This window comes from Catenulispora sp. EB89, from assembly GCF_041261445.1.
In the GTDB taxonomy this organism is placed as follows: Bacteria; Actinomycetota; Actinomycetes; order Streptomycetales; family Catenulisporaceae; genus Catenulispora.
In genome coordinates this window covers 74,840-98,479 of record NZ_JBGCCU010000032.1, presented here as the reverse complement: position 1 = coordinate 98,479, position 23,640 = coordinate 74,840, and the positions used below count along the sequence as shown (strand labels likewise).

Sequence of the window (23,640 nt, the reverse complement as noted above, 5' to 3'; positions counted from 1 at the left end):
ACTCCAATCTCCGCATCACAGCAGGCAGATATGTGAGCGCGGTGGCAGGAAGACTCGGGCGTGCCTTCGAACGGACAAAGTTCGATAGCTAGTCCTGCTCGTACTGGCAGGCGCGGCTGTAGGAGTAGATCGACAGCGGCAGCGTCGGGTGCGTGCGGCGGGTGACCTTGTCGGCGGCGATCTCGCGCGCCAGCTCCTCCGGGTCCAGGACCTCGGACAGCAGGGGACGCTCCGGGCGCTCCCCACGGTTACCTGCTCACTCATATTCGGTTCCCCCGCTCCTCGTCACGTACTCCGCCGACACGATCTTGCCGATCGTGCGACTCCCCACCACAGCGTTCGCGTGCTCCCGCTGCGAACGCACGACGATGCCCTCCCGGATGTGCGCGCCCGTGCCGCTGACGGTCTCCTCCCCGGAGGCCAGGGCCAGCAACAGGGCCTCATCGTAGGGGCCCTCATAAAGCGTCGGCACCTGGGGGATCTCCAGGCCGGTGTCCTTCAGCGCCCGCGACCACTCCGGAGCGCCGAGCCAGCGGACGACGCCGTCGACGTCGACGCAGACGTCGAACGCGGCGAAGCCCGGCGTGTCCTGCGCGTTGGCTCCGTAGGCCAGGTCCTGGACGCCCTTGCCGTAGACCTCGCCGTAGATGCCGACGCGGCGCGCGTCGTAGGCCTCGGCGATCTTCGCGGCGGCCTCGGGGACGCGGTGGGCGCGCACGGTGCGCCAGTACAGGTTCTTGTCGCTCTCGACCAGGGCCAAGTACTTGGATCCGAAGCCCTTGGACGACACCAGGTACTTGCCGTGCTCGCCGGCCGCGCCGGTCCCGCCAACCCCGCCGGGATCGCCGATCTCGCGGGTCTCACCGGTCTCGGCCAGGTACGTGAGCATGCAGCAGGTCCCGTGCACCTTCTCGGTGGCGGACACCGGCTCGCCGGGCTCGAAGATCCCGGGGTAGCGCGCGATGTTCTCGATCTCGGTCCACGGCAGCAGGTCGGCGGCCGAGACGACGTCCCCGGACATGCTGACCGGCACCGGCGGCACCCACTTCACGACGCCCAGCAGCTCGGCGAAGTCCTCCCCGGCGGCGTGGGCCGCGGCGAGGTCGACGCCGTCCAGCACCTTGGGACGGCACACGATGCCCTGCGACAGCTCGCCGCGCAGCCGCACGGCCTTGACCCGGTCCTTGCCGGACCCGGCCAGCCGCCCGGTCAACCCCAGCTCCTCGATCAGTCCGCCCGGGAGGACCGACTGCTCGGGGACGTATATGGCGTGATCACCGGACCGGAACGCGCCCTTGGCGACGACGGCCCGGTAGAGGCCGACTTGCGCCAGCTCCAACGCGTCGGCGTTGGGATGGACGTGGATCGTCAGGGGTTCGGCGGTGACGCGCAGGGTGGACATGGGCTTCTCGTCTCGTGGTGGTCAGGGTCCGGATATGGACTCGACGACGACGGTAGGGGCGAGAAACCCGTGGTTAAAGTGATTATTCTCGGCTAAGCGAGATCCAAAGCCGACCACTGCCCGACGGGACGATAGCCGAGGCGCTGGTAGAGCGCGTTGCTGGTGGGATTGGCCAGGTCGGTGAACAAGACCACCTCGTAGCCGGCGTCCAGACCGCGCCGGCTCAGGGCAGCGGTGACGGCGGCCGCGTAGCCGTGTCCGCGTAGCGCGGCCGGCGTGTAGACGGGAGCCACGCGCATCACGCCCGCGATCGGCGTCGTGGCGCCGGCCAGCGAGACGGGGACGCCGTCCAGCTCCCACAGCAGGAGTTCGCCGTTCTCCAGGCGCCGATCCACGGCACGAACCGGGTCCGCCTTCGGATCGCCGACATCGATGCCGAAGGCCGCGAACCATTCGACCAGCAGGTCCCGGTCGGCGTCCGTCACCAGCCGGGCGCAGCCCTTCGGCGCGGGCTGCGGCAGGATCAGCTCTGCCAGGCGGAAGAGCCTTCGGTTCGACGCCACCTTCGGCTCGTGGCCGTTCGCGGCGTGCCAGGCCTGCGCGAAAGCCGCCGTAGTCTCGGCGGGGCCGTGGAGCCCGGGCACACCGTCCAGCACCTCGACCAACTCCCGCGCGGCGTCGGCCGGGGCGTCGGTCACGATGGCCGGCATCGGCGGCGTCCGCAAGAACGCGGCACGGACCTCGGAGTCGGCGTACCAACCGAAGTAGGGCGGGGTGTCGCTGTAAGTAGTAGCTCCGGAGGTCTTCAGCGATGCGACCACCGTCAGCAGCACGGTGTTCCGTACAGGATCGGCGCGCAGGAAGTCGCCGGCCGCGCTCTCGAACTCGTCGATGTCAGCTGTCACATGCCAGGTCATGTCTTACCGTTGCACACGCCGGCGCGCGCTCGCACCCACGTTTCACCCGAGCTGGGCTCGGGTCCCGGCGGCAGGTCCAACCGCCGCCGAGACCGGAGCCCGAGCTACCAGTCGGGCTGGTACCAGCCCGACTCACCGAGCTACCAGCCGAACTCGTACCAGCTCGACTCACCGACCTACCAGCCGAGCTCGTACCAGCCCGACTCACCGACCTACAACCGCGGGTCCACCGGCTCCGACTCCAGCGCCAGCACCGCGAACACCGCCTCGTGCACCCGCCACAGCGGCTCCCCGCCCACGAACCGCTCCACCGACTCCAGCCCGAGCGCGTACTCGCGGCTCGCGAGCGAGCGCTTGCGGCCCAGGCCGCGGTTGCGCAGCCGGTCCAGGTTCGCCGGCTCCAGGTACTCGGGGCCGTAGATGATGCGCAGGTACTCCGGGCCGCGGCACTTCACGCCCGGCTGCACCGGGCCGCGCGGCCCCGCTGTGAAGCCGTGCCGCGGCTTGACCACCATGCCCTCGCCGCCGGCCGCGGTCATCGCCTGCCACCAGGCCGTCGCCTCGGCGACCGAGGCCTCGTCCTCCAGGTCGACGACGCGGCGCTCGGTGCGCGTGAAGAACTCCGGGTCGGCGGCGACCAGCTTGTCGGCCAGCGCGATGTGCCAGTCGTTGCCCTTGGTCACGGCGTGGTTCGCGCCCTGCGAGGCCAGGATCTGGAACGGTGCCAGCCGCAGCCCCGCCAGGCCCTCGACCGGCCAGCAGTAGCGACCGTAGGCGGTGGTGAAGGCGAGCGCGTCGGTGAGGCGCCGGTCCTGGCGCGCGGCCAGGTCGGCGACGTCCAAACCACGGGCCGCCGCGGCACCGAGCGCCGAGGTGGCGGCGGTCAGCGAGGCCCGCGCCGCCGCGCCGACCGCGGCGTACTGGTCCCGCAGCAGGCCCATCGCCTTCGCCGACCACGGCAGCAGCTCGCAGTCCAGCAGCAGCCAGTCCGTCTCCAGCTCCGACCACACGCCGGCGGTGTCGATCGCGGCGCGCACCCGCGCCAGCACCGCCTCGACCTTCGCCGGCTCGTCGAAGAACGGCCGACCGGTCCGGGTGTAGACGGCGCCGGTGCTGCCGTCCTCGATGCCGAACCGGTTGCGCGCAGCGTCCGCGTCGCGGGCGATCACCACCACCGCGCGGGAGCCCATGTGCTTCTCCTCGCACAGCAGCTCCCTGACGCCCTCGTCCCGGTACGCCGCGAACGCCTGCGCCGGGTGCTCCAGGAACCCCGGCAGCGTCGACGTCGCGCACGGCGCCATCGTCGGCGGCAGGTACACCAGCCAGCGCGGGTCCACCGCGAACCGGCTCATCACCTCCAGCGCCGCGGCGGCGTTCTCCTCCTGCACCGTGACGCGGCCCAGGTGGCGCGCCTCGACGGTGCGACGGCCCAGGACGTCGTCCAGGTCCAGCACACCGGGGTCGCGGCGCACCACGCCGTCGGCGGAGGCGAAGGTCGTGGCCTCCAGCGGCCGCACCGGCTCGTACCAGACCTTCTCGGCCGGGACCGACACCGGTTCGCGCTCCGGGTACCGCAGGGCGCTGAGCCGGCCGCCGAACACCGCGCCGGTGTCCAGGCACAGCGTGTTGTTGACCCACTCCAGGTTCAGCACCGGGGTGTGGCCGTACAGGACCATCGCCTTGCCGCGGTAGTCGTTGGCCCACGGGTAGCGCACCGGCAGGCCGAACTCGTCGGTCTCGCCAGTGGTCTCGCCGTACATCGCGAAGGAGCGGACACGGCCCGAGGCGCGGCCGTGGAACTCCTCCTTCAGGCCGGCGTGCGCGACGACCAGGTTGCCGCCGTCGAGGACGTAGTGGCTGATCAGGCCGTCGCAGAAGGTGCGGACACGCTTGCGGAAGTCCTCGTCCTCGCCTTCGAGCTGCGCCAGCGACTCGGCCAGGCCGTGCGCGACCTTGACGTTGCGGCCGTCGAGCGCGCGGACCAGCTTGTTCTCGTGGTTGCCGCTGACGCACAGCGCGTGCCCCGCCTCGATCATGCCCATGGCCAGACGCAGCACGCCGGGGGTGTCCGGGCCGCGGTCGACGAGGTCGCCGACGAAGACCGCGGTGCGGCCCTCGGGGTGCACGGCGTCCACCGGGCGGCCGCGGTCGTCTCGTGTGAGTACGTAGCCGAGGGTGCCGAGCAGCGTCTCGAGCTCGGCGCGGCAGCCGTGGACGTCGCCGATGACGTCGAACGGGCCGGTGAGGTCGCGCTTGTCGTTGTAGGCCTTCTCGTAGGTGATGACGGCCTGGTCGACCTCTTCGACGCTCTTCAGGACGTGCACCTTGCGGAAGCCCTCGCGCGACAGGTTCCGCAGCCCGTTGCGCAGCTCCCGGCGCTGCCGCGCGATGACGCGCGCCGGCAGGTCGGCCCGGTCGGCGCGCTGGGCGTTGCGGTCGACACAGACGCGCTCGGGGATGTCCAGGACGATCGCAACCGGCAGGACGTCGTACTCGCGCGCGAGCTTGACCAGCGCCTCGCGCGCCTTGGTCTGGACGTTGGTGGCGTCGACGACGGTGAGCAGACCGCGGCGCAGGCGGACGCCGGCGATGTGGTGCAGGAGGGCGAAGGCCTCGGGGGTCGCCGACTGGTCGTTCTCGTCGTCGGCGACGATGCCGCGGCAGGCGTCGGAGGAGACGATCGCGGTGGGGCGGAAGTGCTCACGGGCGAAGGTGGACTTGCCGGAGCCGCTGGTGCCGATGAGGACGACCAGGGACAGTTCCGGAACGGCCAGCTCAGACATCGGCCGATTCCTCCTTCTTCTCGTTCTTGGCAACGGTGAACAGCGCGAGCTGGGTGGACGGCCCGAGCTCGGGGTCGATCTCGCCGACCGGCTTGAACCGCACGTCGTAGCCGTGCACTGCCGCAACCCGTTCGGCCCAGTCCCGGAACTCCGCACGCGTCCACTCGAACCGGTGGTCGGAGTGCCGGAAGCGCCCGGCCTCGAGCGTCTCGTAGCGCACGTTGTACTCGACGTTCGGCGTCGTCACCACGACCGCGCGAGGGTGCGCGGCACGGAACACGGCGTGCTCCAGCGCAGGAAGGCGGTGCGGGTCCACGTGCTCGATGACCTCCATCAGAACGGCCGCGTCGTAGCCGGCGAGCCGCGCGTCGGTGTACGTCAGCGCACCCTGACGCAGGGTCAGGCGCGCCCTGACGCGGTCCGGCAGCCGATCGACGCGAAGCTTGCGCGCGGCCATCTGGAGCGCACGCGCCGACACGTCGACACCGACCACCTCGCTGAACGCCTTGTCCTTGAGCAGGTCGCGCAGCAGCGCGCCCTCGCCGCAACCGAGGTCGAGGACGCGCGCGGCGTCAACCTCGTGCAGCGCCTCGACGACGGCCTCGCGGCGTGCGGTGGCCAGGGAGAGCTTGCGTTCGCTCGGGTGGCCCAACTTCGACTCGGATTCGTTGACCGCGGCCGGGGCGGCGGCGGATTCTTGAGCGTAATCGCCTGGCGCGCCTTCCTCTTGTCGGTGGGTGAGCCCCCTGGGTGGGTGGGGTGCGTTCTGCGACACGGATACGGTCTCGGTGGTCGACGCGGATGCGGTCTCGGTGGTCGGAGCGGCAGGGGTGTCGGTGGTCGGGGCGGCAGCGTCGGTGATGGTCGGCGCAGCGGCGGTGGCCTTCGCAGCAGCCGGATCGGCGGTCGGAGCAGCGGATGCGGTCTCGGTGGTCGGCGCAGCGCCGGTCGCGTTCGCAGTAGCCAGATCGGCGGTCGCGGCACCGGCGTCGGTGGCCCGGACGGATGCGGTCTCGGTCGTCGGAGCGGCAGCATCGGTGATGGTCAGCGCAGCGCCGGTCGCCTTCGCAGCAGCCGGATCGGCATTCGCGCCACCAATCAGCTCGGTTCCGTCCTCCTCGAACCCGACCGCGTTGTCCAGCGCCTCCGGCTCCACGTCGTCCACCTCCGCCAGCCGCGCCAGCGCCTCGCGCACCAGCGGCTGGCGGCGGGCCAGGTAGCGGCGGGCGATCATGGCGCGCAGGGGATGGGTGCCGAGCCAGCCCTCGCCGACGCGGACCAGCTTGTCGACCTCGTCGCTGGCGACCCAGTAGTGCTTGGCGCCGTCGAGCGCGGCCAGCAGCACGAACAGGTGCGACAGCGCGTCGGACAGGCGGTGGGTGCCGGTCAGCGTCAGCTTCGTGTAGCGCGAGGCGCCCCAGGCCGGGAAGGCCGGGTCCAGCGCCACCGGCTCGGCCTCGACCGTCCAGCCCAGCGGCTCGAACAGCGCGGCGGCGAGCTCCGGGTCGGCGCAGATGAGCGCCGGCACCTCGATGCGCAGCGGCAGGGCGGTGGCGGCGAGTTCCGGGCGCTGGTCGCAGCGGCCGCGCAGGGCCGAGCGGAAGACGTGGCCGAGGGCCGACGCCAGTAGCGAGGAGGCCGCGTACGGCCGGTCGTTCACGTACTGCGACAGCGCGAAGTCCGGGCTGTTGCGGCCGCGGCCGCGGACCAGGGCGATCGGATCGACCTCGAGCAGCAACGCGGCGGTGCACTCCTGGGGGCCGGCGGCCGGATAGAACACATGGGCCTTGCCGTAGGTCACATCGAAGGCCTGAACCCGCTCGGGGTTCTTGTGGAGCAGGAAGCCCAGGTCAGTGGCCGGCCAGTCGGCGCCGGGCGGCGGCGTCGCGGTAATAGTCAGGAGCATTGCACGATCGTGACGGACCGGCCGCGGCCAGGGCAACTTGGTATTTCGTAAGATGTATCACTCGAAGGTGGAAACTTCGCGCAGGTACTCCGCGGGCACGGCATCGGTCAGCCACACCCCGTTCCCCGTCACGTAGAACGTGTAGCCGTCGGTCTGCATGCGTGCGGCGGCGACGGCCAGCACCGCCGGCTTGCCGTGCCTGGATCCGACCTTCACCGCCGTGTCCTTCTCCGACGACAAGTGCACGGCATGGCGCTTCATCGGCAGCAGCCCGTCGCGCCAGATCAGCGGGAGCGTGTTCTGCGCGGTGCCGTGGAACAGCACCTCCGGCGGCTCGGCCGTCGCATAGCCGAGCTCGACCGGCACCGAATGCCCCTGCCGCGCCCGGATCAGCTCGCCGGTGTCGTCGATCTCGAACCGCTGCTTGTTGTTCTCGGCCACGACCTCGTCCAGCTGGGCCCGGCTGAACGCCTGCCCGTGCGCGGCGGCCTTGGCGAGCAGTTCGTCGACGCGCACCCAGCCGGCGCCGTCCATCGTCAGGCCGATCGCCTCGGGATGGTGGCGCAGCCAGCTCGACATCCGCTTCGACAAGCGGATCATGTTCTTCTCATTCATGTCGGCGACCAAGGTCCCGCAGCGGCGCCGCAGATCGCAACAGGGTTTGGGGAACCCGCCGACCCGGCTGCCGAGCGGCCCGCCCAACACCGGCCGCCAAATGCATTCGGCTCCGGGCCCCGCCGGGAATGGGCGACGGGTTCCGGAGCCGAACGCTGTACGAGATGCCACCTTCTCGCCGTTAATACAGGCGTCACAGCCTTCTCTGGCGTTACACCCAGTCTGACCTGCAACAAATCACCGCACCGCGGCTGGCCCCGGGACGCCGCGGCGGCCGGCCGGGTCCCGGCGGAGGCGGCGGCGCACCGGCCGGACGGACTCCGTGCCCGGGATAGCCGTCGGGGCTCGGCGGATAGACACCGGGCGGGAAGGGACCTCGCGGCGGGCCGTCGCCGGGATGCGGGCGGGGCGAGGGGCCGGAGGCATCGCGGGGCTCGTGGTGGAGCTCGTTCCCGTACTCGTACCGGAACACGCGCCAGTACTCGTTCCAGTACTCGTACCGGTACTCGACCCCGTACTCGTACCTGAACAGGTGCCGGTACTCGTTCCCGTACTCGTACCTGGACCCGTACTCCGACCTGGCCCCGAACTCGTCAGACGAGGCTCCGACAGCGCGCTCTGCCCCGGAGACCCGCCCGGCGAGCCGGCCCGTACCGCGGACCGCGTGCCGTCCAGTCGGGGTCTGCACCGTTCGTCGTCCTTCGCCATCCGATGATGGTTGTGCCCCGCCGCGTCGCAGCGGGGCACAACCTGGAGGACCGGCCAGCAGGGATGGGTACGGCCGGGCTCGCATGCCGCGAATCCCTCTTGTCGGAAGAGGCGTACGAAACCCGCGTGCCGTTACCGCAGCAGGTCAGCACACGTGCTCAGGTGCCCGCCTGGGGCTGCTTCGGGGCCCGACGGTGTTTACCCCCGCCACCGCCCTGCGAGGACGTGCTGACCGGGCCGAAACCCGGGGCGCTGCTGGACGGCTTGGCGGCCGGCTTGTGATCGTGCGAGGGATCCGGGCTCGTCGACGGCGAGGTCGGCGTGGACGTGGGCGACGTCGTCGACGTCGACGCGCCGGTCGGCTTCGGGACCGGAGCACTCGAGGCCGCCGCGAGCACCTGCGCGCAGAAGGCGCCGATCTTGTCCTCGCCCCCGGCCATCGCGGCGAGCCGGCGCCGGTCGTGGTCGTTGAGGCCGCCGTTGCCCTTGCCGTTGCCGTTCCCGTTCGCGTCGCCGTTGCCCTGGTGCGCGACGTAGGCACGGCACAGCGCCAGCGCGTCCGAGGCCGCCGTGGAAGTAGGGCTCTGTCCCGGCGTGTCGGCGGTCCCGACCGGCGTCCCCGGCAGCGAACCGGCGCTGCTGGAGTCGCCGTCGGACGTCTGGTCCGTTCCCGGCGAGTTCGGCGTCAGCAGCTGCCCCGGATGCGAGCCCTGAGAGCCCTGCGAACCTTGCACTCCCTGCGAACCCGGCGAACCCTGCGACTCCGGGCCTCCCGGCGACCCGGGAACGCCCGACGACCCCGGCGAGGACGCCATCGTCTGCTCCCCGCGCGGACCCGGATCCGGGTCCGGCACGCCGACCCCGCCGAGCACCTGGTGCGCGGCCCGCTGGATCGGCGACGGGAGCACGTCGGCCTCCGCCGCGACCGCCACGCCGGTGACGGTCAGCGCCCCGGCCACCGCGGCCAGCTTCACGCCGATCAGCCGCCGCAGCGGCACCGCGACCGCGCCGGCCCGGGCCGCTCCGGCCCTGGTGCCGGCGCTGTGCGTACCGCCGCGCGCCGACGCCGCGCCGGCGTTCTCGAACGCCCGCCGCGCCGATTCGTACCCGCGCAGCTCGTGCGGCCACGGGGGCGCGGCCGCCGCCGAAAGCACCCGGGCCACCGCCCGCGCCTCCGCCGACTGCCCGAGGTCGGCGAGGAAGTCCACGCTGCTCACGGTCGTGCCACCTCCACTGTCCCCCGAGCCTGCGTCCGAGTCCGGCGTCCGGGCCCCTTCCGGGGCCGCCGAACCGCCGCGTCCTGCCTCTGGTAGGTCTCGTACTCGTGCGTCGCTTGCGTCTCGTCCGTCGAACCGTGCCGGGCGGTGTGCGCCGTCGGTGGCATCTCCAGCGCCGTCCCAGCCGGCCGAGTATGGCATCCGCGAGGGTGATCCGGCGACGGCAGAAATTCCCGTACCCGGAAGCGCCGCAGGTCCGGGCGCGGGAAGCCGGTCCCCGGCTCCGACCCCGGACTGTCGATCCGGAGTGGGAACGGGGGCCGGAACCAGGCCGGACGCATGGAAAGCGGCCAAAAGCCGCTCGGCCTCATCGTCGCTGAGCTCAGCCATACTCCGCACCCTTCACCGTGCGCGAGCCCCGGCCGTTCCGGCCGGATCCCGTCTCGCCGGTCTCCTCCATTCCCCCCGCATCGTCGACATCACGGCCGGCCTCCCCGTCGGCCTGTTGCTCGGCCAGGATCGCCGCCAGCCGTTTGAGTCCGCGCATCGCCGCTATGCGCACCGCCCCGTCGCGCTTGTCCAGCACCTTCGCCGTCTGCGCCACGTCCAGCCCGGCGACCACCCGCAGCAGCACCGCCTCGGCCTGGTCCTTGGGCAGCCGGGCTATCAGCCGCAGGGCCCGCTCGGTGTCCTCGCGCTCGGCGGCGGCGCGTTCGGTGTCGTCGGGGGCCGGCCAGTCGGTGACGTACTCGGCGACGTCGCCGTTGTCCTCCTTGCGGCGGGAGGCCTTGCGCAGCTCGTCCAGGGCGCGGTGGCGCGCCACCCGGAACAGCCAGACCCGGAAGCCGGCCGCGTCGCCCCGGTACCCGCGCACGTCCTTGGCGGCCTGGAGCCAGGTCTCGCTGGCCACGTCCTCGGCGGCGTCGCCGACCACGGCACGCAGGTAGCGCAGCAGCGGCGGATGCAGGGCGTGCCAAAGCTCTGCGAATCCCGTCTCCTCGCCGCGGCGGGCCGCGGCCAGGGCGGAATCCAGATCGCCCCAGGCCAAGCCGTACCCCTCCTCGAACCGTGCGTGCACCATCGCCACTGCTACAGCTTGTCGCCGCCCGAACGATACACGGATCGCGCCTTCCTGCCCGACCCCCGACCTGATCCGAGGACGTGATGCACCGACATGCCCCGACAAGACCGCGACCTCCGACACGCCCCGCCGGGTATGGCGTTTCCTTGACGACAGTCATATGTTGGTGATGACCGGACGGACCGCGCCGGCCGAGGCACAGCACCGGGAGGACACCGATGAGCCCGTTCCGGGGTTCGGTCCCGTTCACCGACACGTGGGAGCACTTCCGCGTGGAACACGCCGACGGGGTCGCGACCGTCACCCTCAACCGTCCCGACAAGATCAACGCCTTGACCTTCGAGGCCTACGCCGACCTGCGCGACCTGCTCGCCGAGCTGCCGCACCGCGGCGACACCCGGGTCCTGGTGCTGCGCGGCGAGGGCCCCGGCTTCTGCTCCGGCGGGGACGTCAACGAGATCATCGGCGAACTGCTGAAGATGCGCCCGGACGAGCACCTGTCCTTCACACGCATGACCGGCGACGTGGTGCGCGCGCTGCGCGAGGTTCCGATCCCGGTGATCGCCTCGATCCACGGCATCGCCGCCGGCGCCGGCTCGGTGCTGGCGCTGGCCGCCGACTTCCGGATCGTGGCCCGCTCGGCACGCTTCGCCTTCCTGTTCACCAAGGTCGGCCTGTCCGGTTCGGACATGGGAGCGGCGTACCTGCTGCCGCGGATCGTCGGCCTGGGCAACGCCACCAAGCTGCTGATGCTCGGCGACACCGTCAAGGCCCCCGAGGCCGACCGGTACGGCCTGGTCAGCGAGCTGGTCGAGGACGACGACCTGCAGATCGCCACCGACGCCTTGGCCCGGCGGCTGGCCGATGGCCCGGCGCTGGCCTACGCACAGACCAAGATGCTGCTGACGCGCGAGCTGGACATGGGCCTGTCGCCGTCCCTGGAGATGGACGCGGCGGTCCAGGCGCTGCTGATGAACACCCGCGACCACGCCGAGTTCCACCGCGCGTTCAACGCCAAGGAGACGCCGAAGTGGGAGGGCCAATGACCACGCAGCCGACGACGCCGACCCCGGCTCCCGTATTAACACCGGTACCAGCACCAGCGACCTCGCACTCGGCGACGACCCCGCACGAGCTGGTGAACCCGCCGGAGCTCGCACCGGCGATCGGCTTCTCGCACGCCGTCGCCGCTGGCCCCGGCCGCACGGTCTACCTCGGCGGCCAGGCCGCGCTCCACCCGGACGGCACGGTCGATCCGAAGTCCACCCTGATCGAGCAGTTCGATCTGGCGCTGGCCAACATGGTCACGACTCTGACCGCGGCCGGCGCCTCGCCGGAGCACCTGGTCACCGTCACGGTCTTCGCCACCGACGCCGAGCAGTACCGCGCGGACCTCAAGGAGCTCGGCGCGATCTGGCGCCGGCACCTGGGCAGGCACTACCCGGCGATGGCGTTCTTCGAAGTCAAGGGCCTGTTCGACCCGGCGGCGCAGGTGGAGCTCACCGGCGTCGCGGTGGTGCCGTGAGGGTCGGCCGGGCCCCGCGGATCGCGGTCGTCGGCGGCGGCCCCGGCGGCCTGTACTTCGCGGCGCTGGCCAAGCAGCTGGACCCGGCGGCGGTCGTCGACGTCTGGGAGCGCAACGCCGCCGACGACACCTTCGGCTTCGGCGTGGTCTTCTCCGACGAGACGCTCGGCGGCATCGAGCACGCCGACCCCGAGATCCACGAGGCGATGGCCGCCGAGTTCGCCCGCTGGGACGACATCGACGTGCACTACCGCGGCCGGGTCGTGACCTCCGGCGGGCACGGCTTCGCGGCCCTGAGCCGGGTCCGGCTGCTCCAGATGCTCCAACGGCGCTGCGCCGGCCTGGGCATCGACGTGCGCTACCTGACCACCGCGCCGCCGACCGAGCAGCTGTCCGCCGAGTACGACCTCGTGGTCGCCGCCGACGGCGTGAACTCGGCGATCCGCACCAAGTACGCCGACGCCTTCAAGCCCTCGATCCGCACCCACGACTGCCGCTACATGTGGCTCGGCACGGACCTGGTCTTCGACGCCTTCCGCTTCCAGGTCCTGCTGAGCAAGTACGGCGTCATGCAGGTCCACGGCTACCCCTACGACGCGCACGGCTCGACGTTCATCGTCGAGATGCACGAACGGGTCTGGCGCGAGGCCGGCTTCGACCGGTTCGCGGCGCGCGACTTCGCCCCCGGCGAGAGCGACCACGAGAGCATCACGCGGATCGGCGAGCTCTTCGCCGACATGCTCGGCGGCCACCGGCTGATCGCCAACAACTCCCGCTGGCTCAGCTTCGCGACCGTGACCACGGCGCACTGGTCGCACGGCAACGTCGTGCTGCTCGGCGACGCCGCGCACACCGCGCACTTCTCCATCGGCTCGGGCACGAAGCTGGCCATGGAGGACGCGCTGGCGCTGGCCGCGTGCCTGCACGAGAACCCGGACATCGCCTCGGCCCTGGCGGCGTACGAGGCCGAACGACGACCAGTGGTCGCCTCCACGCAGCGCGCCGCGGCGGCCTCCCTGCGCTGGTTCGAGGACCTGGGCCGCTACACCGGCCAGCAGCCGCTGCAGTTCGCGTTCAACCTGCTCACCCGCTCGCGCCGGGTCACGTACGACAACCTCAAGCTGCGCGACCCGGAGTTCGTGGCGGAGGTGAACGGCGACGCCACTCCCCCGATGTTCCGGCCGTTCCGCCTGCGCGAGCTGACGTTGAAGAACCGTGTGATCGTCTCGCCGATGGACATGTACTCGGCCCGGGGCGACGGCCTGCCGACCGACTTCCACCTCGTCCACCTGGGCTCCAAGGCGCTCGGCGGCGCCGGGCTGGTGATGACCGAGATGGTGTGCGTCTCGGCGGACGGCCGGATCACCCCGGGCTGCACCGGTCTGTACACCGACGAGCAGGAGGCGGCGTGGCGGCGGATCGTGGACTTCGTCCACGCGCAGTCGACCGCGGCGATCGGGCTCCAGCTCGGCCACTCGGGCCGCAAGGGCTCGACGAGGCTGATGTGGGAGGGCATCGACGAGCCGCTGCCGGAGGGCAACTGGCCGGTGGTCGGCCCCTCGCCGCTGCCGTACAAGCCCGGCGTGAACCAGGTCCCGCACGAGCTGACCGTCCCGGAGATGCAGGCGATCAAGGCCGAGTTCGTCGCCGCCGCCGAACGTGGCACCCGAGCCGGCTTCGACCTGCTGGAGCTGCACTGCGCGCACGGCTACCTGCTGTCCAGCTTCCTGTCCCCGCTGGCCAACCAGCGCACGGACGAGTACGGCGGCCCGCTGGAGAACCGGCTGCGCTTCCCGCTGGAGGTCTTCGACGCCGTACGCACGGTATGGCCGGCCGAGCGCCCGATGAGCGTGCGCGTGTCGGCGACCGACTGGGCCCCCGGAGGCGTGGACGCCGCCGAATCGGTGAAGATCGCCCAATCCTTCGCATACCTCGGTGTCGACGCCATCGACGTCTCCACCGGCCAAGTCACCTCCGACGAACAGCCGGAGTACGGACGCTCGTACCAGACCCCGTACGCGGACCGCATCCGTCACGAGACCGGCCTGGCCACGATCGCCGTCGGAGCCATCTCCTCCTACGACGACGTGAACTCGATCCTGCTCGCCGGCCGCGCAGACCTGTGCGCCCTGGGCCGTACGCACTTGTACGACCCGCAGTGGACGCTCCACGCGGCCGTCGAACAGGAGTACAGGGGCCCTGGCAGCGAGTGGCCAGACCCGTTCCGCGCAGGCGCCCGGCAGCCGGCTTCGGGACGTACGGACGGACCCCGGCCGCGGCTGGAGCTGATTCGGGAAGGAGCGGAGGAGACAGCACACGCTCGGTGGCGCCCCGGCTCGTAAGGATTCTGTGCTTGAGGCCCCGCCGTTCCCCCACCTGCCCGCCCCGCTGATCAACCGTGCCACAGCCGATGCCACGATGATGTGAAATGCCGACAGCGCAGGTCTGCGGCCAGGTCCGGGGGAGGCGCGCCATGCCGCTGCTGCTGTTCGGCACGATGTACCTCCTGCCGCCCTTCGCGGTGTCCTGGACGCTGGTCCGTGTGATCAACGCACTGGTCAAGGGACCGCAGCAGCGGCTTACAGACCACTGGGCAAAGCAGTTCCGGCGCCGAGTGGAACACTGCGAAAGCGTGGAGACCTGCCCGCACGGTATGAGCGTCCTGGCGTGCCAGTTCGAAGGCCGTCCGGAATGCGCCGACTGGCTCCGAGCCCAGATTCTGTCGCAGGAGTTCAGCGACTTCACTCCGCAGCAGGGCCGGAGACGCGGGCTGACCGACAACGGCGAGTGGCTCGCCATTGTCGTCTTGACGGTCGTCCTGGCAGTGCTTCTGCTCCGTGCGATGCTCGGCGGTTAGACCGGCGTACTACCTGGACGCCACGGCGTTGAGAACGCGGTCGGTCACCAGCTCAGGGGCGTCGGTCGACAGCGCGTGCCCGGTTCCCGGAACCACCTCGACGCGCGCCGTCGGCATCAGTCGGCTGATGCGATCAGCGACCTGATCCGAGTGGTGGATCGCGCTGCGTGCGCCGAGCAGGAACTGCACCGGAACTAGCACTTGTCGTAGTTCCTCGTCGGTGAACACGTCGGTCTTCGGCAGCCGTCGCCGGAAGCCCATCGAGGCCCGCATCAGCGCCATGAGGTCGTCGTCGAGGATCGCACTGTTGTGCACCGCACGTGCCAGCCGTGGCCGCAGCGCACGCGGGGCGAGGCCGGCCAGTCCCCCGACGATCACCCACCGGTAGAACCGCCACCCGACCTCGGCGAAGCCCGCGGGATCGACCAGCGTGAGCCGCGCGGTGCGTCCCGGGTGGTGGATCTGGTGCTTCAGCGCGATCCAGCCGCCGTACGAGCACCCGACGAGGTGCACGCCTGCCACGTCGAGCCCCGCCAGCACCTCCTCCAGCCACGCCGCGACGTCGCCGCCGTCGGTGATCGGTGCGGTCTGCACGCTGCCGCCAGGCTCGCCGACGGTGTCCACGGCGTAAACGGGGTGGTCGTGACTCAGAGCCTCGACATACCGGTGCCACATCAGGGCGTTCCCGCCAGATGCCGGCAGCAACACGATCGGTTCGCCGTCGTCGGGGCCGGTGCGCACGACCCGGGTGGTCCCGAAGCGTGTCGGCACGTCCAGCACGCTGCGCGAAGCCGGCCACAGCTTGTCCAGAAGCTGCTCGTACACACCCTGGAAGCGCTCAGCGGCCTTCGCGTTCTTGAACTCGCCTACTGTCATGATACATGTGTATCACGACATGATACGGGTGTACCACGAGAGGGAGGTCACACCATGGCCGCGCGCGTCGACCACGAGGAACGCAGAACCCAGATCGCCGAGGCGCTGCTGCGCATCGCGGACACACAGGGACTGCAGTCGGCGAGCATGCGGGCGGTCGCTGCCGAGGCCGGCGTGTCCCTGCGCCTGGTGCAGTACTACTTCACGACGAAGGAAGCCCTGCTCCTGGACGCCCTGGGACGCCTGCAGGGCCAGCTCCAGGCCCGGATGAACACCTGGATCGCCGCCGCGGGCGCACCACCGACCCCACGCACGGTGATCACCGCGATCCTGTCCTGCATCGTGCCCACCGACGCCGAGAGCAGCCGCATCGCCCGGACCTACAACGGCTACTACACCCTGGTGCTCAGCGACCCCGACGTCCTGGAGAAGCACGGAGCGGCCCAGCCGGCCGTGTTCGAAGGCTTCCTCGCCAAGCAGATCCGGGCCGCGCAGCAGGCCGGCGACGTCACGGCGGACCAGGACCCGGAGATGGCCGCAGCCGGACTGCTGGCGATGGTCAACGGCCTGGGCTCCAGCGTCCTGGGCGGCCAGCGAAGTGGCGAGGAAGCGCTGGCGATCCTGACCTACTACCTGGACACCACGCTCTTCACGTAGCTCAACCCGCGTCCGCGCAGGCGGTCGTGCAGCCCGAAGAAGATGTCCGCGGCCTGCGTCCCCCGCCAGTCCTCAGGCAGTAGTTCGGGCGGGAGTCCGGGATCGCGGTACGGCATGCGGCGCCAGGCGTCCAGGGCGAGCAGGTAGGTCGCGAACGCGTCGGCGTCGTCGGCGGTGTCGGCGTTCTTCTCGGTGGCGAGGAACTGTTCGGAGAACTCTGCGTATCCGGCCTGCACCGCGCCGAGGTCCCACCACCGCGCCGCCGATTCACGCAGGTCGCCGTAGGCGAGGTAGTCGGCGCGGAAGAGGTCGACGTACTCGGCGAGCTCCAGCCGCTCCAACGTGTGCCGTGCCTCCTCCGCCAGGTGCGACGGCGCGATCCACACCCCGGGCGCCGTGGCCCCGAAGCCGAGCCGCGACAGCCGCGAGCGCAGCAGGTGGCGCCGGTGCCGTTCGGTCTCCGGTACCGAGAACACGGCCAGCACCCAGCCGTCGGACAGCTTCACGTCCTGCCGTACGTAGATCCGGCGGTCGCCGTCGGCCAGGATCTCCTGGGCCTGCTCCGACAGGGAGTAGCCCGCGACGCCGCCGACCTGGCGGGCCTGCAGGAACCCGCGCTGCTTCTGGCGGGAGACGGCCGAGCGGACCGCGGGGGCGTCCACGCCGAGCCGGCCCAGCAGGGTGACGAGGTCGGCGACCGCGATCCAGCCGCCGAGTTCGCGGCCGTAGGCGCCGAAGAACGACACGATCAGCGAGCGCGGCGTCGGCGCCTTCATGGCGGGGGCCTCGGACGCCGTCCCCTCGGTCTTCGACGGTGTGCTCACAGGCTGGACTTTCCTCTGGGCTCGATCGACAGGCTGGGCGGACTCGGGCGGCACAGCGGCAAGATACCGCGCCGTCCGCCCCGGCTCAGGCCAGATCTCGGAGCTTGAACCGCTGAAGCTTGCCGGTGTTGGTCCGTGGCAGGGCCGGGACGAAGTGCACCGACCGCGGGTACTTGTACGGAGCGATGCGCGCCTTTACGAACTCCTGCAACTCCTTGACGGTCGCCTCTCCCGCCGGCACCTCGGCCGCCAGCACCACGAACGCCGTCACCAGCTGGCCGCGGTCCGGGTCCGGCATGCCGATGACACCGGCTTCCAGGACCGACGGATGGCGCAGCAGCGCGTTCTCCACCTCCGGCCCGGCGATGTTGTAGCCGGAGGAGATGATCATGTCGTCGGAGCGCGCCTGGTACCAGAAGTAGCCGTCCTCGTCGCGGATGTAGGTGTCGCCGGTGTAGTTCCAGCCGTGGCGCACGTACGTGCCCTGGCGCTCGTCGGCCAGGTACCGGCAGCCGACCGGGCCGCGCACGGCCAGCAGGCCCGGTTCGCCGTCCGCGACCGGGTTGCCGTCGGCGTCCAGGATCGCGGCCTGCCAGCCGGGCACCGGGCGGCCGGTGGAGCCGGGACGGATGTCGTCGTCGGCGGCCGAGATAAAGATGTGCAGCAGCTCGGTGGCGCCGATGCCGTCGATGATCTTGACGCCGGTCGCCGCGTGCCAGGCGCGCCAGGTCTCGGCCGGCAAGGCTTCGCCAGCTGAGACGCAGCGGCGGAGGGTGCTCAGGCGCGCGTCGCCGTGGCGCTCGCTCTGGCTCTCACCATCGCCCGCACCGTCGCGCTCACTGCCGCCGTCGGACTTGTCCGAGTCCAGCATCGTGAGCATGGCGCGGTAGGCGGTCGGCGCCGTGAACAGCACGCTGACACCGTGCTCGGCGATGGCACCCAGCAGCGCCTCGGGGCTGCCGCGCTCCAGCAGCACCGTCGATGCTCCGACGTGCAGCGGGAAGATGACCAGGCCGCCGAGGCCGAAGGTGAAGCCGAGCGGCGGGCTGCCGGCGAAGACGTCGTCGGGGCCGGCCTTGAGGACGTGCTTGGCGAAGGTGTCGGCGATCGCCAACACGTCGCGGTGGAAGTGCAGGCAGCCTTTGGGACGGCCGGTCGTGCCGGAGGTGAAGGCGATCATCGCGACGTCGTCCTGCGACGTCTGGACCGCGTCGAACTTCTGCTCCGGGGCCTGCTCGCAGCGCGCGACCAGATCCTCGGGCCCCGTCCCGCCGAAGGTGACAACCCGCATGCCAGGCACGCCGGCCTTCGCGGCCTGCTCGTCGCAGCCCGGCGTGCACAGCGCCACGCTCACCTGCGCGATCTCGGCGACCGTGGCGATCTCCTCGCTGCGCAGCAGGGGCACGACCGTCACCACCACGCCGCCGGCCTTGAGCACCCCGAACCAGCACGCCACGGTCCACGGACTGTTCGGGCCGCAGATCAGCACGCGATTGCCGGGCACGACGCCGAGGTCGGCGGTCAGGACGTGCGCGATCTCGTCGCTGCGCCGATCCAGGTCGCCGTAGGTCCAGATGCCGGGCTCGCCGTACTTGTCCGAGACGCCGATCAGGCATCTGCGGTCCGTCCCGAAGCGGGCGATCGCGCTGTCCAGCAGGTGCGCGGCGCAGTTCAGGCGCTCGGGGTAGCGCAGCTCGCCGAGGTCGAAGCGCAGCTCGGGCCACCGGTCCGCGGCCGGCAGGCGGTCCCGGGCGAAGCTGTCGACGTGCGCTGACGGGAGCAGGTCCATCGGGTCCTCCGGGACTCCGTGGTGCTGTGACTGGGTGCTGGCTGGAGCTCGACGGCTCCAGCGTACGACTTCTGTGACGGCAGTCAAGATTTTGTTACATTGACAGGTATGGAATCCGGCTCCCAGTTCCGCCTGACCCCGGCCCAGTCAGCCTTCTGCGCCCAGGTCCGCACGCTCGCCGAGACCGACCTCGCGCCGCTGGCCACGGCCGGCGCCCCCGGGCACGTCAACCGCCCCCTGCTCGCCGCCATGGGCCGGCACGGCCTGCTGGCCCGGCTGTTCCCCGGCGGCGCGGACGGCCGCGCCGAGGCCGCGGCCCTGGACCTGTGCCTGCTGCGGGAATCGCTCGCGCAGGTCTCGACCGAGGCCGAGACGGCGCTCGCGCTGCAAGGCCTCGGCACCTATCCCGTCGTACAGAACGGGACCGAAGAGCAGATCGCCCACTGGCTGCCGAAGGTGGTGGCCGGCGAGGCGGTCGCGGCGTTCGCGCTGTCGGAGCCGGGCAGCGGCTCGGACGCGGCGTCACTGTCCCTGGCGGCGACGCCGACCGCGGGGTCAGGCGGGGCCGACGGGGCCGACGGCTGGACGCTGAGCGGCGAGAAGATCTGGATCTCCAACGCCCCCGAAGCCGACTTCTACAGCGTCTTCGCACGCACGACGCCCGAGGCGGGATCACGCGGCGTCACGGCGTTCCTGGTCCCGGCCGACCGCCCCGGCCTCGGCGGCGAGCACCTGGACATGATCTCCCCGCACCCGATCGGCCGCGTCACCTTCGACAACGTCCCGGTGACCCGCGCAGACCTCCTCGGCGAGGTGGACCAGGGCTTCCGCGTCGCGATGCGCACCCTGGACCTGTTCCGCCCCAGCGTCGGCGCCTTCGCCGTGGGCATGGCCCAGGCCGCGCTCGACGCCTCGGTCACGCACGCCGGACAGCGCGAAGCCTTCGGCGGCGTCCTGAAGGACCTGCAGGCCGTCTCGCACAGCCTGGCCGAGATGGCGACCCGCATCGAAGCCGCGCGCCTGCTCGTCTACAGCGCCGCCGAAGCCTACGACAGCGGCGAGAAGCGCATCGCCGGCCGCTCGGCCATGGCGAAGCTGTTCGCCACCGAGACCGCGCAGTACGTCGTCGACGCAGCCGTACAGATCCACGGCGCCGCAGCTCTTCAGCACGGCCACCTGCTGGAGCACCTGTATCGCGAGGTGCGCGCGCCACGGATCTACGAGGGGGCTTCGGAGGTACAGCGGACGATCATCGGGCGGGAGTTGTATCGGAGCTAACACCTGTCCGGGTCGATCAGCGAACCAGCACGTCGAAACCCCGGTGCTTGGGCCATGCTGCGTCGGCTAACGTCCGGCGCATGTATGACCAGCGCCGGACGAGGCGCACGGCTGGTGGAGCTGGGGTGCGCCGAACCCCACCAGTTCGCTGACGACGGCACCGAGTACACGGTCTACGGGCCGCTGACCGAGGCGGGGGTGGGGCGGCGATCGTGCTCTCGATCATCGAGGTGAGTCTGGCGTTCGCGCGCTCAGCTTCGGCGGCCTGAGGAGCGTCGGACCGAAGGCAGCCTTGCCGGCAGCAGCTACCGCTTACGCGGCACGAGTCCGGTTTCAAAGGCGATGATCGCCAGGTGCACGCGGTCCCGAGCCTCGAGCTTGGCGAACAGGCGCGCGACATGGGTCTTCGCGGTCGCCGCGCTGATCACCAGCCGCTCGGCGATCTCAGCGTTCGACAGTCCCTGTCCGACCAGCGCCAGCACCTCGCGCTCCCGGTCGGTGATCCCCGCGATGGGACTCGAGTCCACGGCGGGCCCGGGGTCCGGTTCGGGGGCGGCGGGGCCGGAGGTGCCGGCGAAGTCCGCGATCAGCCGCCGGGTCACGCTCGGCGCGATCAGCGCGTCGCCCGCGGCGACCACGCGGATCGCTTCCAGGATCGCGTCCAGGGCCATGCTCTTGAGCAGGAAGCCGCTGGCCCCGGCGCGCAGTGCGCCGTAGACGTACTCGTCGTCGTCGAAGGTCGTCAGCACCAGCACCTTGGGCGGGTCCGGCTCGGCGGTCGTCTGCCGGGTCGCCTCGATCCCGTCCATGCCCGGCATCCGGATGTCCATCACCACGACGTCCGGCCGCAGCTCGCGGGCCAGGCGCACGGCCTCGCGGCCGTCGCCGGCCTGGCCGACCACCTCCAGGTCGTCGGTGTCGCCGATCAGGATCGCGAGCCCGACCAGCATCAAGGGCTGGTCGTCGGTCAGCAGCACGCGCACGCTCATGCCGGGAGGCTCGCCGTCACCATGAATCCGCCCTCCGGACGCCGGCCCGCGCTGAACTGGCCGGACAGCAGCGTCACCCGCTCGCGCATGCCGAGCAGGCCGAAGCCGCTGCCGCCGGCCCCCGCCGCGAACCTCGGACGGCCCGGCCCGGCCGAACCGTCGTCCCCGTCGTCCACGACCTCGATCCTCACGCCTGTCGGCTCGTAACCGACCACGACCCGGCAGGTCCGCGCCCCAGAGTGCCGCACCACGTTCGTCACCGACTCCTGGATGATCCGGTACGCCGACAGTTCGATCTCCGGCGGCAGCGGACGCTGCTCGCCCCGCCAGGTCACAAGCACCCGCACCCCGGCGCCGGCCGTGCGTTCGGCGAGCTGCGGGAGGTCGGCCAGGCTGCTGGCCGGCGCCAGCGGAGCGGCCTGCGGCGTGGCGTCGTCCGGCTCGGCGCGGCGGAGCGCCCCGAGCATGCGCTGCAGCTCCAGCAGCGTCTCCCGGCTGGTGGTCTCGATGCCGGTCAGCGCCTGCCGCGTCTGCTCGGGCTTGGTCTCCACGACCCGCGCCGCCGCTCCGGACAGCACCGTGATGATCCCGATGCTGTGCGCGACGCTGTCGTGCAGCTCGCGGGCGATCCGCAGCCGCTCGGCCATGACGACGCGCGCCGCGGTCTGCTCGCGCAGGGCTTCGAGGTATTCACGGCGTTTGCGATACGCGCCCCCGGCCACCCACGCGACCGCGATCCACGACGCGTAGTGTGCGGCCCACCCGATCGCGTCGCCGATGGAGCCCTCGGGACCGACGTGGGTGAAGTTGACGAACACGACCGCGACGGCCGTGACGGAGCCGACGGCGGCAGCTATCGGCCGCCGGGTGGCGAGGTACCCGGTCAGAGCCATGAGCAGGATGAACACGGGCAACGGCTGGGTGCCCACGATGTCGCTGAGAACCGCTTCGCCCAGGAACGCCGCGTAGACCGCCGCCGGCAGACGGCGTACCAGCAGGACCGGAAGGGCGAGCACGAGGTAGAGACTCGTCATCTGGAAGGGTCCGAGGCCGGCGAACCGGGCCAGGCCGTCGAAGTGCCTAACCTCGGGGACCGGCATCGTGACGCTGAGCATCAGCGCGGAGAAGCAGGCGGCGGTCAGCACCACGGCCTGGACCTGCAGCCAGCTCATGCGCTCCGATGTCGACAGACGACGCTGAAGAAGCTCTTCCATAGGGAGATCGTATTCAGTGGTGTCGGCTCTGCGCGTCGCCCCGGGGATGTACGGCGGATACGTCCCCGGGGCGATGGCCTGGGAAGAGGTGACATCCGTCGGCCGACGCGGCGGATCGTGGCCCGTTCCTAGGTTCATGGTCATGACGAATGCACCGATGATCGATCTTCGCGACACGACGAAAAAGTACGACGACGGCCCGCCCGCACTGGCCGGCGTGACCTTGTCCGTGGCGGCTGGTGAGTGCGTGGCGATCCTCGGCCATTCCGGCAGTGGCAAGTCCACGCTGCTGAACCTGATCGCGGGGCTGGACAAGCCTTCCAGCGGCACCGTGACCGTCGACGGCACCCGCGTCGACCAGCTCAGCGAGGCCGGTTCGGCGAAGTACCGCCGGGCCTCCGTCGGCATGATCTTCCAGTTCTTCAACCTGCTCGACGACCTGACCGTGTTGGACAACGTCCTGGTTCCGGCGCAGCTGGCCGGGATGGGCAAGGGCGACGCGAAGCGCCGGGCCGCCGAGCTTCTCGGCTCGCTGGACATCGACCGGCATGCCGGGGCCTATCCGCAGCGGCTGTCCGGCGGGCAGCGGCAGCGGGTGGCGGTGGCCAGGGCTCTGATGAACTCCCCGGCACTGCTGCTGGCCGACGAGCCGACCGGCGCTCTGGACTCGCACTCGGCTGAGGACGTGCGCCGGCTGTTGTTGGACCTGAACAGCGCGGGCCAGACGATCCTGCTGGTCACCCACGACGTGCAGCTGGCCGCGAGCACCGCGCGCCGCACGATCGAGTTGGTGGACGGCGCGGTCGAGCGGGACGTCGTCAACGACGGCAGCGGGGCCGGCCTGGCCGCCCGCACGCTGCTGACCCGTTCGGCGGGAGAGGTCCGATGACACTGCGTAAGCCGCCGATGCCCCGGCGCCTGTTCGAGGCCTCCTTCCGGGCCGTGGCCCGCCTGCTGCTGGCGGTGAGCCGGTGAGCGCCCTGGGCAAGGTCGTACGCTCCG

The 23,640-nt window shown here is 71.2% G+C and carries 20 protein-coding genes; 7 read left to right on the top strand and 13 right to left on the bottom strand.

The annotated features are described in order from the left end of the window. Window positions 1-256 precede the first annotated feature (256 nt). The 8 genes from ABH920_RS43300 to ABH920_RS43265 all read right to left on the bottom strand — a co-directional run bounded on the left by ABH920_RS43300 (window position 257) and on the right by ABH920_RS43265 (window position 10,629). Window positions 257-1,402: an RNA ligase (ATP) gene (locus tag ABH920_RS43300; protein WP_370355155.1), complete on the bottom strand. Its 1,146-nt coding sequence runs from the start codon at window positions 1,400-1,402 to the stop codon at window positions 257-259. A gap of 92 nt (window positions 1,403-1,494) precedes the next feature. Next, window positions 1,495-2,307 carry a GNAT family N-acetyltransferase gene (locus ABH920_RS43295; RefSeq protein ID WP_370355154.1) on the bottom strand — a complete coding sequence of 271 codons (813 nt, stop codon included), beginning with the start codon at window positions 2,305-2,307 and terminating at the stop codon, window positions 1,495-1,497. 224 nt (window positions 2,308-2,531) lie between these two features. After that, window positions 2,532-5,102 (bottom strand): polynucleotide kinase-phosphatase, encoded by a 2,571-nt coding sequence (locus ABH920_RS43290; protein WP_370355153.1) that lies wholly within the window; start codon window positions 5,100-5,102, stop codon window positions 2,532-2,534. Beyond that, complete coding sequence (locus ABH920_RS43285; RefSeq protein ID WP_370355152.1) at window positions 5,095-7,008, bottom strand: 3' terminal RNA ribose 2'-O-methyltransferase Hen1; 1,914 nt, start codon at window positions 7,006-7,008, stop codon at window positions 5,095-5,097. The genes ABH920_RS43290 and ABH920_RS43285 overlap by 8 nt, the downstream gene beginning before the upstream one ends. 57 nt (window positions 7,009-7,065) lie before the next feature. Continuing rightward, window positions 7,066-7,623 (bottom strand): RNA 2'-phosphotransferase, encoded by a 558-nt coding sequence (locus ABH920_RS43280; protein WP_370355151.1) that lies wholly within the window; start codon window positions 7,621-7,623, stop codon window positions 7,066-7,068. A gap of 211 nt (window positions 7,624-7,834) precedes the next feature. Beyond that, on the bottom strand, window positions 7,835-8,311 hold the full coding sequence (locus tag ABH920_RS43275; RefSeq protein WP_370355150.1) for a hypothetical protein: 477 nt from the start codon (window positions 8,309-8,311) through the stop codon (window positions 7,835-7,837). 178 nt (window positions 8,312-8,489) lie between these two features. After that, a complete protein-coding gene (locus ABH920_RS43270; RefSeq protein WP_370355149.1) occupies window positions 8,490-9,548 on the bottom strand; it encodes a hypothetical protein in 1,059 nt (352 codons plus the stop codon). Between the two features lie 382 nt (window positions 9,549-9,930). Then, the gene (locus tag ABH920_RS43265; RefSeq protein WP_370355148.1) at window positions 9,931-10,629 is read right to left on the bottom strand and encodes an RNA polymerase sigma factor; all 699 of its coding nucleotides are present in this window, start codon (window positions 10,627-10,629) and stop codon (window positions 9,931-9,933) included. A gap of 218 nt (window positions 10,630-10,847) precedes the next feature. Between ABH920_RS43265 and ABH920_RS43260 the strand changes: the two genes are divergently transcribed. The 4 genes from ABH920_RS43260 to ABH920_RS43245 all read left to right on the top strand — a co-directional run bounded on the left by ABH920_RS43260 (window position 10,848) and on the right by ABH920_RS43245 (window position 15,011). Next, window positions 10,848-11,675: an enoyl-CoA hydratase family protein gene (locus ABH920_RS43260; RefSeq protein ID WP_370355147.1), complete on the top strand. Its 828-nt coding sequence runs from the start codon at window positions 10,848-10,850 to the stop codon at window positions 11,673-11,675. A 92-nt stretch (window positions 11,676-11,767) separates the two neighbouring features. Further along, a complete protein-coding gene (locus tag ABH920_RS43255) occupies window positions 11,768-12,154 on the top strand; it encodes a RidA family protein (RefSeq protein ID WP_370355146.1) in 387 nt (128 codons plus the stop codon). Then, entirely contained in the window at window positions 12,151-14,496 is a 2,346-nt protein-coding gene (locus ABH920_RS43250; protein WP_370355145.1) for a bifunctional salicylyl-CoA 5-hydroxylase/oxidoreductase, read from the top strand. The genes ABH920_RS43255 and ABH920_RS43250 overlap by 4 nt, the downstream gene beginning before the upstream one ends. A gap of 131 nt (window positions 14,497-14,627) precedes the next feature. Next, the gene (locus ABH920_RS43245; RefSeq protein ID WP_370355144.1) at window positions 14,628-15,011 is read left to right on the top strand and encodes a hypothetical protein; all 384 of its coding nucleotides are present in this window, start codon (window positions 14,628-14,630) and stop codon (window positions 15,009-15,011) included. A 9-nt stretch (window positions 15,012-15,020) separates the two neighbouring features. Here ABH920_RS43245 and ABH920_RS43240 read toward each other — a convergent pair whose 3' ends face one another. After that, a complete protein-coding gene (locus tag ABH920_RS43240; protein WP_370355143.1) occupies window positions 15,021-15,887 on the bottom strand; it encodes an alpha/beta fold hydrolase in 867 nt (288 codons plus the stop codon). Window positions 15,888-15,941: 54 nt separating this feature from the next. Here ABH920_RS43240 and ABH920_RS43235 point away from each other — a divergent pair, with 54 nt between their 5' ends. Continuing rightward, window positions 15,942-16,544: a TetR/AcrR family transcriptional regulator gene (locus ABH920_RS43235; RefSeq protein WP_370355142.1), complete on the top strand. Its 603-nt coding sequence runs from the start codon at window positions 15,942-15,944 to the stop codon at window positions 16,542-16,544. Here the strand turns inward: ABH920_RS43235 and ABH920_RS43230 are convergent. Together ABH920_RS43230 and ABH920_RS43225 are read right to left on the bottom strand one after the other, a co-directional pair. Continuing rightward, the gene (locus ABH920_RS43230; protein ID WP_370355174.1) at window positions 16,517-17,320 is read right to left on the bottom strand and encodes a PaaX family transcriptional regulator C-terminal domain-containing protein; all 804 of its coding nucleotides are present in this window, start codon (window positions 17,318-17,320) and stop codon (window positions 16,517-16,519) included. The genes ABH920_RS43235 and ABH920_RS43230 overlap by 28 nt on opposite strands. A 133-nt stretch (window positions 17,321-17,453) precedes the next feature. Beyond that, window positions 17,454-19,157 (bottom strand): AMP-binding protein, encoded by a 1,704-nt coding sequence (locus ABH920_RS43225; RefSeq protein ID WP_370355141.1) that lies wholly within the window; start codon window positions 19,155-19,157, stop codon window positions 17,454-17,456. Window positions 19,158-19,265: 108 nt separating this feature from the next. Between ABH920_RS43225 and ABH920_RS43220 the strand changes: the two genes are divergently transcribed. Continuing rightward, complete coding sequence (locus ABH920_RS43220; protein WP_370355140.1) at window positions 19,266-20,435, top strand: acyl-CoA dehydrogenase family protein; 1,170 nt, start codon at window positions 19,266-19,268, stop codon at window positions 20,433-20,435. A gap of 305 nt (window positions 20,436-20,740) precedes the next feature. Here ABH920_RS43220 and ABH920_RS43215 read toward each other — a convergent pair whose 3' ends face one another. After that, window positions 20,741-21,424, bottom strand: a complete 684-nt coding sequence (locus ABH920_RS43215; protein WP_370355139.1) for a response regulator — start codon at window positions 21,422-21,424, stop codon at window positions 20,741-20,743. Next, window positions 21,421-22,638, bottom strand: coding sequence for a sensor histidine kinase (locus tag ABH920_RS43210; RefSeq protein ID WP_370355138.1), 1,218 nt, complete (start codon window positions 22,636-22,638; stop codon window positions 21,421-21,423). Before ABH920_RS43210 ends, ABH920_RS43215 begins: the two co-directional genes overlap by 4 nt. A 142-nt stretch (window positions 22,639-22,780) precedes the next feature. Here ABH920_RS43210 and ABH920_RS43205 point away from each other — a divergent pair, with 142 nt between their 5' ends. Continuing rightward, window positions 22,781-23,527: an ABC transporter ATP-binding protein gene (locus tag ABH920_RS43205; protein ID WP_370355137.1), complete on the top strand. Its 747-nt coding sequence runs from the start codon at window positions 22,781-22,783 to the stop codon at window positions 23,525-23,527. The last annotated feature ends 113 nt before the right edge of the window (window positions 23,528-23,640 follow it).

Coding starts and splice junctions, on each gene's coding strand:
- ABH920_RS43220 (WP_370355140.1), top strand. CDS start 19,266: ATGGAATCCGGCTCCCAGTTCCGCCTGACCCCGGCCCAGTCAGCCTTC.
- ABH920_RS43225 (WP_370355141.1), bottom strand. CDS start 19,157: ATGGACCTGCTCCCGTCAGCGCACGTCGACAGCTTCGCCCGGGACCGC.
- ABH920_RS43215 (WP_370355139.1), bottom strand. CDS start 21,424: ATGAGCGTGCGCGTGCTGCTGACCGACGACCAGCCCTTGATGCTGGTC.
- ABH920_RS43280 (WP_370355151.1), bottom strand. CDS start 7,623: ATGAATGAGAAGAACATGATCCGCTTGTCGAAGCGGATGTCGAGCTGG.
- ABH920_RS43260 (WP_370355147.1), top strand. CDS start 10,848: ATGAGCCCGTTCCGGGGTTCGGTCCCGTTCACCGACACGTGGGAGCAC.
- ABH920_RS43300 (WP_370355155.1), bottom strand. CDS start 1,402: ATGTCCACCCTGCGCGTCACCGCCGAACCCCTGACGATCCACGTCCAT.
- ABH920_RS43290 (WP_370355153.1), bottom strand. CDS start 5,102: ATGTCTGAGCTGGCCGTTCCGGAACTGTCCCTGGTCGTCCTCATCGGC.
- ABH920_RS43230 (WP_370355174.1), bottom strand. CDS start 17,320: ATGAAGGCGCCGACGCCGCGCTCGCTGATCGTGTCGTTCTTCGGCGCC.
- ABH920_RS43265 (WP_370355148.1), bottom strand. CDS start 10,629: ATGGTGCACGCACGGTTCGAGGAGGGGTACGGCTTGGCCTGGGGCGAT.
- ABH920_RS43210 (WP_370355138.1), bottom strand. CDS start 22,638: ATGGAAGAGCTTCTTCAGCGTCGTCTGTCGACATCGGAGCGCATGAGC.
- ABH920_RS43245 (WP_370355144.1), top strand. CDS start 14,628: ATGCCGCTGCTGCTGTTCGGCACGATGTACCTCCTGCCGCCCTTCGCG.
- ABH920_RS43235 (WP_370355142.1), top strand. CDS start 15,942: ATGGCCGCGCGCGTCGACCACGAGGAACGCAGAACCCAGATCGCCGAG.
- ABH920_RS43285 (WP_370355152.1), bottom strand. CDS start 7,008: ATGCTCCTGACTATTACCGCGACGCCGCCGCCCGGCGCCGACTGGCCG.
- ABH920_RS43205 (WP_370355137.1), top strand. CDS start 22,781: ATGACGAATGCACCGATGATCGATCTTCGCGACACGACGAAAAAGTAC.
- ABH920_RS43240 (WP_370355143.1), bottom strand. CDS start 15,887: ATGACAGTAGGCGAGTTCAAGAACGCGAAGGCCGCTGAGCGCTTCCAG.